12 protein-coding genes are annotated in these 13006 nt (G+C 35.1%); 7 read left to right on the top strand and 5 right to left on the bottom strand.

Annotated elements, in window-relative coordinates; genetic code table 11:
• The first annotated feature begins 31 nt into the window (after positions 1-31).
• The 3 genes from V7D82_RS00625 to V7D82_RS00615 are packed head-to-tail and all read left to right on the top strand — an operon-like array spanning position 32 to position 3619.
• The gene (locus V7D82_RS00625) at positions 32-1345 is read left to right on the top strand and encodes a phenylacetate--CoA ligase family protein (protein WP_333599033.1); all 1314 of its coding nucleotides are present in this window, start codon (positions 32-34) and stop codon (positions 1343-1345) included.
• Position 1346: 1 nt separating this feature from the next.
• Complete coding sequence (wecB, locus tag V7D82_RS00620) at positions 1347-2435, top strand: non-hydrolyzing UDP-N-acetylglucosamine 2-epimerase (RefSeq protein WP_333599032.1); 1089 nt, start codon at positions 1347-1349, stop codon at positions 2433-2435.
• Positions 2435-3619: a glycosyltransferase family 4 protein gene (locus V7D82_RS00615; RefSeq protein WP_333599031.1), complete on the top strand. Its 1185-nt coding sequence runs from the start codon at positions 2435-2437 to the stop codon at positions 3617-3619. Before wecB ends, V7D82_RS00615 begins: the two co-directional genes overlap by 1 nt.
• On the opposite strand, the gene V7D82_RS00610 is transcribed toward V7D82_RS00615, so the two are convergent.
• The 5 genes from V7D82_RS00610 to V7D82_RS00590 form a co-directional block, all read right to left on the bottom strand.
• A complete protein-coding gene (locus V7D82_RS00610) occupies positions 3616-4968 on the bottom strand; it encodes an exopolysaccharide biosynthesis polyprenyl glycosylphosphotransferase (protein WP_333599030.1) in 1353 nt (450 codons plus the stop codon). The genes V7D82_RS00615 and V7D82_RS00610 overlap by 4 nt on opposite strands.
• Complete coding sequence (locus V7D82_RS00605; RefSeq protein ID WP_333599029.1) at positions 4968-5951, bottom strand: UDP-glucuronic acid decarboxylase family protein; 984 nt, start codon at positions 5949-5951, stop codon at positions 4968-4970. The genes V7D82_RS00610 and V7D82_RS00605 overlap by 1 nt, the downstream gene beginning before the upstream one ends.
• A gap of 6 nt (positions 5952-5957) precedes the next feature.
• The gene (locus V7D82_RS00600) at positions 5958-7289 is read right to left on the bottom strand and encodes an O-antigen ligase family protein (RefSeq protein WP_333599028.1); all 1332 of its coding nucleotides are present in this window, start codon (positions 7287-7289) and stop codon (positions 5958-5960) included.
• Between the two features lie 199 nt (positions 7290-7488).
• The gene (locus tag V7D82_RS00595; protein ID WP_333599027.1) at positions 7489-8451 is read right to left on the bottom strand and encodes an NAD-dependent epimerase/dehydratase family protein; all 963 of its coding nucleotides are present in this window, start codon (positions 8449-8451) and stop codon (positions 7489-7491) included.
• 71 nt (positions 8452-8522) lie between these two features.
• Positions 8523-9272, bottom strand: a complete 750-nt coding sequence (locus V7D82_RS00590; protein WP_333599026.1) for a WecB/TagA/CpsF family glycosyltransferase — start codon at positions 9270-9272, stop codon at positions 8523-8525.
• Positions 9273-9487: 215 nt separating this feature from the next.
• Here V7D82_RS00590 and V7D82_RS00585 point away from each other — a divergent pair, with 215 nt between their 5' ends.
• From V7D82_RS00585 to V7D82_RS00570, 4 genes are read left to right on the top strand one after another with little or no spacing between them, the layout of a single operon-like run.
• On the top strand, positions 9488-10813 hold the full coding sequence (locus tag V7D82_RS00585) for a hypothetical protein (RefSeq protein WP_333599025.1): 1326 nt from the start codon (positions 9488-9490) through the stop codon (positions 10811-10813).
• Complete coding sequence (locus V7D82_RS00580) at positions 10806-11543, top strand: FkbM family methyltransferase (protein WP_333599024.1); 738 nt, start codon at positions 10806-10808, stop codon at positions 11541-11543. The genes V7D82_RS00585 and V7D82_RS00580 overlap by 8 nt, the downstream gene beginning before the upstream one ends.
• Positions 11544-11552: 9 nt before the next feature.
• A complete protein-coding gene (locus tag V7D82_RS00575) occupies positions 11553-12272 on the top strand; it encodes a glycosyltransferase family 2 protein (protein WP_333599023.1) in 720 nt (239 codons plus the stop codon).
• On the top strand, positions 12272-12982 hold the full coding sequence (locus V7D82_RS00570) for a class I SAM-dependent methyltransferase (protein WP_333599022.1): 711 nt from the start codon (positions 12272-12274) through the stop codon (positions 12980-12982). Before V7D82_RS00575 ends, V7D82_RS00570 begins: the two co-directional genes overlap by 1 nt.
• Positions 12983-13006: the final 24 nt, after the last annotated feature.

Genomic DNA, 13006 nt, shown 5'->3' with positions numbered 1-13006 from the left:
TTTAAGGGCTGACTTTGTTAGCCCTTTTTTTATGTTCCATTTTTTCAATTTATCGTTGCGTTTAAATGGTTTCCCGATGCGGGAAGCCTCTATTGAATTGGAGAAAACCATAGCAGTTCCTGAAACCACTTATGAAAATTGGGTGAGCGAAAAAAGAAAAGCCATTGTCGAGTATCATTTGAAAAACAATGCATCTTATCAGGAATTCGTTGGCACACCTTCTTTTAATCATTGGGAAGAACTTCCGGTTATGACCAAAAAAGAATTTCAAAAACCTTTGACAGAAAGGCTTTCTGGAGGATTTACTGCAAAAAAAGTTTATGTTAATAAAACTTCAGGTTCCAGTGGTGATCCTTTCATTTTTGCCAAAGACAAATTTAGTCATGCGCTGACTTGGGCCAATATTATCCATCGTTTTGGTTGGTATGGCATTGATTTCAACACTTCCCTACAAGCTCGTTTTTATGGTATTCCCCTTGATTTCATCGGAAATAAAAAAGAACGCATCAAAGACCTTTTAAGCCATCGGTATCGCTTTACTATCTTTGATTTATCGGATGCTGTTTTGGAAAAAGTCCTGGCAAAATTCCAACAAAAGAAATTTGATTACATCAATGGCTATACCAGCTCTATTGTTTTGTTTGCTAAATTTCTACAGAAGAAAAACATCGTTTTGACTACTGTTTGCCCAACCCTGAAATGCTGCATCGTTACTTCCGAAATGTTGTTTGAAGATGATAAACTTTTGATGGAAAAACAATTTGGTGTCCCGGTAATCAATGAATACGGAGCTTCCGAATTGGATTTGATTGCTTTTCAAAACCCAAGCGGAGAATGGCAGGTCAATTCCGAAACCTTATTTGTAGAAATTTTAGACGAAAACAATACTGTTTTGCCCAATGGTCAGGAAGGACGAATTGTAATTACATCGCTTTATAACAAAGCGCATCCTTTCATTCGTTATGACATTGGTGATGTTGGGATTTTAGATGAAAAAAGTACTTTCAAAAAACCAATTTTAAAAAAACTAATTGGACGAACTAACGATATTGCCATCTTGCCCAGCGGAAAAAAATCGCCCGGATTAACCTTTTATTACGTTACCAAAAGCATCATTGAAGATGATGGAAATGTGAAAGAATTTGTGATAAAACAAACCAAAATCGATACTTTTGACATTGAATATGTAAGCCAAAAAGAAGTAACCGAAAGCCAAATTCAAAACATTGAAAAAGCCATTACAACCTATTTAGAAACTGGTTTGACATTCTCATTCACCCGAAAAGAAAAACTCGAACGCAGTAAAAGTGGAAAGTTAAAACAGTTTGTTTCATTAGTAAAATAATATGAGAATCACCATAGTAGCAGGCGCCAGACCCAATTTTATCAAAATCGCTCCCATCATTAAAGCGATTGAAAAAAAGCAATCCGAAGGAGCTACTGTTTCCTATCGATTGGTGCATACAGGCCAGCACTATGATAAAAACCTCAGCGATACGTTTTTTGAAGAGCTGAACATTCCCCATCCCAATGCCAATTTAGAAGTAAAAAGCGGTTCCCAATCAGTGCAAACTGCCGCAATAATGATTGCCTTTGAACAAGAATTGCTGCAAAATCCATGTGATTTGGTTTTGGTAGTTGGCGATGTCAATTCAACCATGGCCTGTGCGATTGTGGCCAAAAAGCTAAACCTAAAAGTCACCCATGTTGAGGCCGGAATTCGTTCCGGAGACATGACCATGCCCGAAGAAATCAATAGAATTGTCACCGATAGTATTACCGATTATTTTTTCACTACCTCGACTTGGGCTAGTGAAAATCTTTTAAAATATGGCGCGGAACCTTCAGCAATTCATTTTGTCGGAAATGTGATGATTGATACTTTATACCAAAATCTGCATAGAATTTCTGCTCCCGTTTTTTGGAACAAATTTGGATTGGAGACCGGAAATTATATCATCCTCACATTACATCGCCCAGCCAATGTGGATGAAGAACAATCGTTACTACATTTGCTTGAAGGCATTGATAAAATGGTTGGCGATAAAAAAATAATTTTCCCGGTGCATCCCAGAACCAAAGCAATTTTGGGCGAAACGAATTTAGATTTAAAAAACATCCATTTTGTGGAGCCACAGAGCTATTTGAATTTTATGTTTTTAATCAAAAACAGTTTTGCGGTGATTACCGATTCTGGCGGAATTTCAGAAGAAACTACGGTTTTGGGGATTCCTTGTTTTACTATGCGCAACAACACCGAAAGACCTGAAACCCAAACCATAGGCACCAATACTTTGGTAGGCACTTCGGTAGAAAATTTGAAAAAAATATTTGCGGAATTCCTTCAAAACGGACCTCGAAAAGCCGGAATTCCTGAGCTTTGGGACGGCAAAGCCTCGGAGCGAATCATTGCCATTTTGCTTTCCAAAAAATAATGGAAGACATTCTCATCATATCCAACTATTATCCGCCGGAAAAAGGGGCTGCTGCCAATAGAATTGAGCAGTTGGCCTTGAAATTACATCAAAACAATTACAACGTTTCTGTAGTTTGTCCGTTAGGAAATTATCCGAAAGGCGAATTGTTTCCCGAATACAAAGGTAAATTTTCGGTAACTGAAAACCGGGAAAACATTACTGTGAAAAGGCTTTGGATTTATCCGAGCAACAGTCATACTATATTAAAACGGGTACTTTCGATCCTCTCCTTTTCGGTTGGGTTGTTTTGCTATTTATTATTCAAAAAAACGCCTAAAAAAGTAGTCGTGCAATCGCCACCGTTATTGCTTTCTTTTATTGCTGTTTTTGTACTGTCCTTAAAAAACAAAAAAATTATTTTGAATGTTTCTGATTTGTGGCCTTTGGCAGCTATCGAACTAAATGCCTTGAAAAAAGATTCGCTTTCGCATAAATTCTCCTTGTTTTTGGAACGCTATATTTATAAAAAAGCAACGATGATTTTAGGCCAATCCAATGAAATTATAGCGCATATTCATTCTGTATTTCCGGAAAAGAACTGTTTTTTGTACCGCAATTTCCCTGACCATGGTGCCAGAGTAATGGAATTAACAACAGAAGACAATCAGCCTATAAAAATCTTTTATGCCGGACTTTTAGGCGTAGCCCAAGGCGTTTATGAATTGTGTCAAAAAATCGATTTAAAGGGGCTGAATATTGAGTTACATGTATTTGGTGATGGTGCGGAAAAAAAGCAACTGGAGCAACTTATTGCTTCTGCTAAGGAAAAGACAATCTTCTTTCATGGAATGTTGGATAGAAAAGAACTGCATGAAAGGTTAAAAACGTTTGATATTGCTATCGTTCCCTTGAAAGTCAGGATTTATGGTTCCGTTCCTTCTAAGATTTTTGAGTATGGTGCTTTAGGTTTTCCGATTCTCTATTTTGGCGGTGGTGAAGGCGAAACCATCGTGGCTGAGAATAATTTGGGCTGGGTGGCTTCTGTAGAAAATTATAATGATTTAAATGAAACATTAAATCAAATTTCTAAGTACAGTAAGTCGGATTTAGCTACTATGAAAAAAAGAATATTTACAACCGCTCAAAACACTTTCGATTTAGACACTCAAATGAAGGATTTAATTGAGAAGGGCGTATTCTAATAAGCTTTGTCTTCTCCTTTGATAGCGTTGTAAATTGTTAAAAAGACAATCTTAATATCTAGCAATAAAGACCAATTTTCCAAGTAAAAAATATCATACTTCACTCGGTAAATAATATCCTTATCTGTTTCCACCTCTCCGCGGAAACCTTTGGTCTGGGCTAATCCTGTAATTCCTGGTTTAATGAAATGTCTAACCATGAACTTGTCAATTTTTCGGGCGTACATTTCGGTGTGACTCACCATATGTGGTCTTGGTCCTACTACCGACATATCGCCCAGAAAAACATTGAAAAATTGCGGCAACTCATCAATACTGGTTTTTCGGATAAACCTTCCTATTTTGGTTATACGTGGATCGTTTTTGGAAACCTGATACAAATCGGCGATGTCATTTAACGTCATCGAACGGAACTTATAACACTCAAATTCGCGGTAATTTAATCCGTTTCTTTTTTGTTTAAAAAAGATGGATCCTCTGGATTCCAATCTGATTAAAATGGCCAAAATTGGTGTTAACCAAGATAACAATCCTACAATGATTATTAATGAAAAAACAATGTCAAACAGTCGTTTTATGATTTTGTTTGCCGTTTCGTCCAGCGGAATGTTTCGTAAAGAAATCACCGGAATGTAATCGTAATAATCAAAGATTAAATTTCGGGAAAGTACCTCTTTATTGTCGGGAAGGAATTTTAATATTTTTAAATTGTTGTCGGTGAAATCAATGAATTTATTAATATCGGTATTGGTTAAATCCGAAAGAGAACAATATATTTCATCAATTTTTTGTTCCATTACGAAATCCATGCAGGTCTCTATTTGGGCTTTTTTATTGTCAACCAAATCAAATACATGTATTAATTTATAACCATAATCCGGATTTTCGTTAAAGAAATTGGATAATTGTTCGACTGATTTTCCGTCTCCAACAATTACGACTCTTCTGAAATTTCCACCAAAAACAACCCTGAATTTTCTAAGGAAATAATAAATAAAGAGCTTGGTAAACGAAATAATTAAAACCGAATAAGAAACAAATTGAAGGATTACCTGGGCATCCGAAAATTTAGAAAAATAACCAACGTAAGCAAAGTTTAATACGATAAATATAAAATATTGCTTGATAATCTTTCCGAAGATTTCGATTACTTTGGTGTAGCGATACACTTCATAGAAACCGGTATTATAGGCAATAGAAACCCAAGCAATTAACAGAAAAAAGTAAAAAGATAAGTTGTGTAAATTCTCAGGTATCAACTTAACCGATAAAATAATGATTACGGTTAAATCTAATATATACGAGAAAGGCCTTATATAGCCTGAATATCTTCCTGTTTTTTTTCTCATTAAAAAATGTATTTGGAGAAATCTTTATGCTCTTCTTTTAGAAGTTCTTCTGAGGATAGTGATCTGAAATAGTCATAGGTCAATTTCATTCCCTCTTCGCGATTTACTTTGGCGCTCCAGCCTAAGATTTCCTTGGCTTTTGTGGTGTCCGGTTGGCGTTGCAATGGATCGTTTATTGGCAACGGATGATACACCACTTTTTGTTTGGTGCCGGTTAGTTTAATGATTTCATCGGCAAAATCTTTAATCGTAATTTCATCAGGATTACCAATGTTTACCGGATATACATAATCAGAATGCAGCAATCTGAAGATTCCTTCCACCTGATCGGTTACATAACAAAAAGAACGCGTTTGACTTCCGTCTCCAAAAATGGTTAAATCTTCACCACGCAGCGCTTGACCGATAAAAGCCGGAATTACGCGGCCATCATTAAGTCGCATTCTAGGGCCATAGGTGTTGAAAATTCTAACGATTCTGGTCTCGACACCGTGAAAAGTATGATAAGCCATCGTGATGGATTCCTGAAACCTTTTGGCCTCGTCGTAAACCCCTCTTGGTCCTATGGTATTTACATTCCCGTAATACTCTTCTGTTTGCGGATGCACTAAGGGATCTCCATAAACTTCAGATGTGGAAGCAATTAAAATTCTGGCTTTTTTCACTCTGGCCAAACCTAGCAAATTGTGGGTTCCAAGGGAGCCTACTTTTAGCGTTTGAATAGGAATTTTTAAATAATCAATAGGGCTTGCTGGTGAAGCAAAATGAAGAATATAATCTAAATTACCCGGAACGTGGACAAATTTTGTGACATCGTGATGGTAAAATTCAAAGTTTTTATTTTTGAAAAGATGCTCAATGTTTTTTAAATCACCCGTTATCAGATTATCCATTCCAATAACAAAATAGCCTTCGGCTATAAAACGATCACAAAGATGTGAGCCCAAAAAACCAGCCGCACCTGTAATTAATATTCTTTTCATATAATTTTATTCTGCTTTGGAATTATATTGAACAATTCCTGAATTAAAAAGACAATACATCATCGTAAAAAAAACAATCCCTCTTTGTCTCCATAAAAATGATTCCGTCAAAAATAAACTTATCATTAGAAATGCGAAAGCAAAATGCATAAAATCTTTTGATTTAAAAGCATTTTTAACGTTAGTAAACAATAGAATTATCAAGAGTAAAAATCCAAACAACCCTAATTCAGCGAAATTCTGAATGTATTGGTTGTGGAAATTCTTTTTTTGATAGCCTTCTGAATTGCCATTGCCCAGATAAACATGATACTTTACTCCTTTGGCTTCAATTTTGGGATAGGAGGCATTTAACCCGTAGCCTTTCCAAAAGATAGCATCTTCGGACAGCATTTCTAAAAATATTCTAAACTGATAAACTCTAAAGGCTGTCCCTGGGAAAAAATCGTTTTGGTTGAAGGTTTTATTGGTCCAGGCTTGTTTGATACTCACATTATAAAAAGTGTTATTTTCTTTTGAAATGACATCATTTACCGTGCTGTCGGTCATAATGGTTTCGTATTCCTGACGCAGTTTGTCTTTTAGTTTTCCTATAAAAGCAAAGGAAAACAGCAGCAAAAGAATGACCATTAAATTCTTCAAACGCATTTGCTTAGACAGCTTGGAATAAAACAAATGGTAAACTACAATTAATCCGATAAAAACTATAGTTATGTTTCTGGAAGACAGCAAGAAAACCATTACCAGTAAAATAAGGATACTGATAAAATCAAAGATTTTTTTGAACGGTTTGGTAAAAAAATAAAAAAACGAAAGCGCCATATACACCGAAACATGTATGGCATTAACATCTTTTGTGACTAATTCATGATAGAAAAAAACAGAGCTGTCATTTGTCAAATAATATCTGATGGTCGCTTTAATCAAATAATAGATGGCATAAACCAAAATGCCATAACTGTAGTATTTCAGAATGAATTGTTTCTGATGATTATTAACTCCGCCAAAAAGAAAAAAACAAAGCGGAATAATCAGTAACGAAAGTTCTTTTGACAAAGCCGGAACCGTCAAATCTTTGTCTATGGTCCAAAAATAAGACAGCACCATAAGCAAATAAAGCGCCATTGGAAAAAGCAAATCAGTCTCTACCCGGAAATTGTTTTTTTTAAAATAAAGTAAGCTTGAAATCACTAACAACCCCAAACAGATGCTGTTAACGGCATGTGATAGCGGAATAGAAAGCAAGACAAGGAGCAATGCAAAAACAGGCGTTTTATTGTCAATTTCTTGCCGTATTCCCTGAGAAAATGTCTTTAAAAAAGTATAGCTATTCTTCATTTATTGGATGCCAATCAAAATCAGTAACAAGGGTATTGTTATTGTTTTGTATCAATGGCAAGTTATGATTTTTTATTTTGTAATTAAAATATTTACAAAACAAATCACAGGCAATAAAAATAGGGATTTTGTAGCGTGGTAAAAAATCTGTTTCAAATAAAAAACCTCAAAACGGTTGGCGCTTTGAGGTTTTTAGATGTTATACTTTCACTTTGACTTGGGCTTCCACCCAATCGTAGGTTTTTTTCATTCCTTCCAACAATGGTAAGGAAGGCGCCCAGTTGAGCTTTTCAAACAACAATTTATTATCCGAATTTCTTCCTCTTACGCCCGTTGGTCCCGGTATATTTTTAATTTCTAATTTTTTCTCCGAAATATCAATTGCCATTTGCGCAAAATCATTGATGGAAATCATTTCCTCCGAACCAATGTTAACAGGGCCGGTAAAATCAGAATTCATTAATCGGATTACGGCTTCTACACATTCATCTATGTATAAGAAAGAACGGGTTTGTTTTCCGTCTCCCCATACTTCGATAGAAGTTCCGTCATTAGCTTCCGCGGCTTTTCTGCACATGGCTGCCGGTGCTTTTTCTTTACCACCGTTCCAGGTTCCCTGAGGGCCAAAAATATTGTGAAATCTTGCGATTCTTACTTCAATGCCGTAATTTCTGTAATAGGATAAATACAGTCTTTCGCTAAATAGTTTTTCCCAGCCATATTCGCTGTCCGGTGCTGCCGGATAAGCTGAATCTTCCGAACATTTTGGGTTATCGGGATCCATTTGATTGTACTCAGGATACATACAGGCTGAAGAAGAATAAAATATTTTTTTCACGCCTTCTTTTTGTGCGGCTCCTAGTACATTAAGATTGCATAATGCTGAGTTATTCATCACATCCGCATCGTGGTCTCCGGTAAAAATATAACCCGCACCACCCATATCGGCAGCCAGTTGGTATACTTCATCGATTCCTTTTACTGCTTTTTGAGCAACAATCGGATCACGTAAATCCCCTAAAATAAACTCATCAGAATTGTTATTACCGTATTCGTTTTCTTTTAAATCAACTCCTCTTACCCAATATCCTTCCGATTTTAGTCTATTTACAAGGTGTCCTCCTATAAAGCCCCCTGCACCACATACCAGTATTTTTTTCATTTTAATAGAACTCTGTGAAATTTATTCTTTTTTATAACGCGTATTCTTTTTTGTTTTTTAAAGGTGCGAATTTATGAATTATTTTTATTAGGTGCTACCTTATTGGACTTATTAACTAAAATCAAAGGTAAAAGTTTAAACCCGCTAAAGTATCTGGGCACAAAAACCTTAGGATTAGAAAGGCATCGCATAAGCCAACCCATATAGATATAATCTGCCCAAACCGGCACATTGGCTTGCCTTCCGGTTTTAAATGCCAATGCTGCTCCTGTACACAATATCGCCGGTGAGTAGGAAAGATTATTTTTTAAAAACAATCCTAATTTTTCTTGGGTTCCCCCACCTATATTGATGAAAATCCATTTTGGTTTTTGGCTTTCTATCAACTCTAACAGCTTGTTATCATTCACATTGCCGTTGTAAAATGGCGCTGTGTAAATAGCCGAATCACTTATCTTTACTCCTCTTTCGTTAAAAAAATCTTTGTTGATTTTTCCGTCTACATCTGAAGGGTTTACCAGAAAAATGGCATCTTCTTTAACCTCTTCCATATTGGCTATGAAAAAATTGATGAATTCGAGCCCTGAAATCTTATTGATTTTATTTTTAAAAAAAATATTCCAAACCAATACCATATAGCCACTATCCGGAATCACTATGTCTGATTCGAGCAATGCGCTGTAATACTTTGTGTCGCTTGAAACGGTCACTAATGCTGGTGCGGCGGGTACGGTAAGGAGTCCTCCTTTATTTTTTAAAAAATGGAATACCTCATCGACTTTTCCTTTGAAAAATTGTATTCCTAAAATTTGAATTGTCATCTAAAAAAAATGGATTTTTTATCGAAAGCACAATATTATAATTTTTCTGTTAGAATATAGAATAGGCAGTCATAAAAGTTTGGAAAAAGAAGCAGAATTCATTTAAAAAAAATCGGTTTTTAAAGGTTTCCGTTATCTTTGCCATATCTCGATTAAGATGTTATTTTTGCCGTTAAGGCAATTATACTCTTACGCACTAAAAAACCATTTAACTATTGACGACTTTACTTCAAAAAATAACGCAGAACCATCTTATCATGAGTGGGATGTACAAAGGAATTTCTGGCCTTTCTCTGTTTGTATCCATCCCCATTTTAATTCGTTATTTAGGCGATACCGATTATGGCCTTTGGGTGTTGGTTTTTGCGCTTTTCCAGTGGGTTTTATTAATGGATTTTGGATTAGCCAGTGTTTTAAAAACCAAAGTGCCCATTCTGATTCATGAAAACAAACAGGATTTGCTCAAGAGTTATTTAAAATCAACCTACAAGATAACCGCTTACATTGCTCTTTTTTTGTTTTTGCTTTTTTTATGTCTGATATTCTTTATCGACTTAAAAGCCGTTTTAAAGATTCCTGTTCATTCCTCACTATTTGTTAAAAAATTGTTTGTGATAAACATGTTTTTCTTTAGTCTGAACTTTTTGTTTAATGTTCATAAATCGTTGTTTGTGGCTTTTTTAAAAGGTAAATATGCCGAGCAGTCTATTGCCTTAAATCAAATTTTATTCCTTTCATCGCTTGGCGTTTTAATGCTGGTGGCTCCAAAGGTGGCCAGTGAAGACAAACTCTTATATATTACGCTGTTAAATGGTATTGTTTGCTTTTTAGTCAATGCAGCTTACACCTTATTTTTCTTTTACCGAGAAAAACTAAACCTGAAAACAACCGAAAAAACCTCTAAAGAATTTTTAAGGGAAATCATTATTTTGGGAACAAAATACATGGTAATTCAAGTCGGGTTGTTAGTTGTTTTTTCGTCCGACAATTATATACTTTCCAGTGTTTTTGGTCCCAAAGACATCGTTCCGTATGAGGTGGTGAATAAGTATTTTCAGTTTCCGATTATGATACTGTTTGCCACGCTGTCTCCGTTGTGGTCTATGTTTGCCAAAAATTACATCCAGAATAAAAAATCGGTGCTGTTGGCCTCATTCAAAAGATTTAATCTTTTATTTATGCTGATGTTGCTCTTTATCATTTTCATTTCGGCCATCTGTCCGTTTGTGATTTCTATTTGGATAAAAGATCCTGTAAATGTACCCGACGGATTAATCCTGTATACCGCCACGGTAACTGTCTTTAGAGTCTTTGTAACCTTTTACACGTTCTTTTTAAATGGAATAGGGAAATTAAATAAATATATAATACTTTTGCTCGTAAGTGTCGTCTTGAAAATACCCCTGTCCTATTATTTTATAAAATTAGGATTTGGAATAAATAGTGTAGTCATTTCGACACTGCTAATACTATTGATTTGGATAGTGTACATTCCTTTTGAATGTTACAACATCGTTTACAAAATAAAATCAGATGAATAATTTCATATACAAAAACAAGCGTTTTCTGTTACAAATTAAACGCAAATTTAATGCTATTACCGGATTAGAAATTGTTAAATACCCAACGCCAGAATTAGATCGTAGAATAAAACTTTTACAGCATTATAACATTGATGTTATTATTGACGTGGGTGCCAATATTGGTCAGTATGGTACTGAAATGCGAAATATTGGTTATAAAGGCAGAATCATTTCGTTTGAACCCACTTCAGAAGCTTTCGAAAAACTGAGCAAATCAGTCAAAAATGATTCGCTTTGGGAGATATATCATTCTTCTTTGGGCGAACGTGACGGAAAAACTACTATCAATATTTCGAAAAACTCCGTAAGCAGTTCATTATTGGAGAGTTTACCCGAATTAACTGAAAATGCTCCTGATGCTTCTTTTGTGAAAAAAGAAGAAATTGACATCAAAAAACTGGACACTCTTTTTGATTCTTTAAACATTAAGGATAAAAACATTTATTTAAAAATTGATACTCAGGGATATGAAAGTCAGGTGCTGGAAGGCGCTAAAGAGTCCTTAAAAAACATCTTGGGAATTCAATTGGAAATGGCTCTGATTCCTTCCTATCAGGGCGCGATTCCTTTTCAGGAGATGACCGAAAAACTTAATGGCTTTGGTTTTCATCTCATGACAGTAGAGAGTGGTTTTTATGATAAAGTTTCCGGAAAATTAATGGAAGTTGATGGTGTATTTTATAAATAAGTTTTAGACATGATAAAAAAATTATCGGTTATTATACCGGCTTACAACGAAGGAGGAACTATTCATTTCATATTAGACAAACTCAAAAATGTGACTTTATTAAATGGCATAGAAAAAGAAATTATCATCGTAAACGATTTTTCTAAAGATAATACCGAAGAAGCAATTCTAAACTATATGAAGACTAATTCTGAATTAAACATTCAGTATTTCAAGCACGAAATTAATAAAGGAAAAGGAGCTGCGTTACATACCGGAATTCAAAAAGCCACCGGTGACTATTTAATTATACAGGATGCCGATTTAGAATACGATCCGGAGGAATACAACTTGTTGTTAAAACCAATACTCGCCGGTTTTGCCGATGTGGTATATGGCTCTCGCTTTATGGGCGGGAATCCGCATAGAGTCTCCTTTTTTTGGCACACTATCGGAAATAAACTCTTGACTTTTTTATCTAACATGTTTACCAATCTCAACTTGTCAGATATGGAAACCTGTTATAAAATGTTTAATACTAAGGTTATTCAAGGCATTTCCTTAAAAGAAAATCGTTTTGGTTTTGAACCTGAAATTACTGCTAAAATTTCTAGGGTCCCTAAAATCAGAATCTATGAAGTTGGTATTTCCTATTATGGCAGAACCTACGAAGAAGGGAAAAAAATTGGTTGGAAAGATGGTTTCAGAGCTATTTACTGCATTTTAAAATACGGATTATTTAAATTATAATGGAAATCAAAGAAATCGATTTAGAAGGACTCACCACCTTATCAGTAATAGAAAAAGCGGATAAGTTTAATGGGTGGATGTACCACACAATTGCTCCTTATTGCAGTGGAAGAATACTTGAAATAGGAAGTGGCATCGGAAATATTTCTCAGTTTTTTATTGCCCATAAACAAGAAATTGTTTTAAGCGATTTACGCGATAATTACATCGAAATTTTAAAAAACAAGTTTCCCAACGAAGTGGTTAAAATCGATTTGGTTGATCCTGATTTTGATGTAAAATACGGTCCCTTTTTAGAAACTTTTGATACCGTATTTGCTTTAAATGTTGTGGAGCACATTAAAGACGATGTTCAAGCCATTGCCAATTGTAAAAAACTACTAAAAAAAGGCGGTACTTTAATTATCCTGGTTCCGGCTTATCAAGGGTTATACAACACCTTTGACACGGAGTTGGAACACTTCAGACGCTACACGAAAAGCACGTTGGAACCCATTATAATTAAGAATGATTTAAAAGTAAGCCAACAGTTTTATTTTAATCTGATAGGTATTTTAGGTTGGTATTTTTCTGGTAATATTCTCAAGAAAAAGACGATTCCGGAAGGACAAATGGGCTTGTTTAATTTATTGGTACCCATTTTTAAATTGGCTGACAAGCTGACATTCAACAAGATTGGTTTATCTGTTATTAATGTCTCCAAAAAATAAATTAAAAATATGTTTGTTTACTTA

It is taken from the genome of Flavobacterium sp. (assembly GCF_036741995.1).
Lineage (GTDB): Bacteria > Bacteroidota > Bacteroidia > Flavobacteriales > Flavobacteriaceae > Flavobacterium.
Note: the sequence above shows the minus strand (reverse complement) of the source record. Positions and strands in the feature narration are given on the sequence as shown.

Coding starts and splice junctions, on each gene's coding strand:
- V7D82_RS00625 (WP_333599033.1), top strand. CDS start 32: ATGTTCCATTTTTTCAATTTATCGTTGCGTTTAAATGGTTTCCCGATG.
- wecB (WP_333599032.1), top strand. CDS start 1,347: ATGAGAATCACCATAGTAGCAGGCGCCAGACCCAATTTTATCAAAATC.
- V7D82_RS00615 (WP_333599031.1), top strand. CDS start 2,435: ATGGAAGACATTCTCATCATATCCAACTATTATCCGCCGGAAAAAGGG.
- V7D82_RS00610 (WP_333599030.1), bottom strand. CDS start 4,968: ATGAGAAAAAAAACAGGAAGATATTCAGGCTATATAAGGCCTTTCTCG.
- V7D82_RS00605 (WP_333599029.1), bottom strand. CDS start 5,951: ATGAAAAGAATATTAATTACAGGTGCGGCTGGTTTTTTGGGCTCACAT.
- V7D82_RS00600 (WP_333599028.1), bottom strand. CDS start 7,289: ATGAAGAATAGCTATACTTTTTTAAAGACATTTTCTCAGGGAATACGG.
- V7D82_RS00595 (WP_333599027.1), bottom strand. CDS start 8,451: ATGAAAAAAATACTGGTATGTGGTGCAGGGGGCTTTATAGGAGGACAC.
- V7D82_RS00590 (WP_333599026.1), bottom strand. CDS start 9,272: ATGACAATTCAAATTTTAGGAATACAATTTTTCAAAGGAAAAGTCGAT.
- V7D82_RS00580 (WP_333599024.1), top strand. CDS start 10,806: ATGAATAATTTCATATACAAAAACAAGCGTTTTCTGTTACAAATTAAA.
- V7D82_RS00575 (WP_333599023.1), top strand. CDS start 11,553: ATGATAAAAAAATTATCGGTTATTATACCGGCTTACAACGAAGGAGGA.
- V7D82_RS00570 (WP_333599022.1), top strand. CDS start 12,272: ATGGAAATCAAAGAAATCGATTTAGAAGGACTCACCACCTTATCAGTA.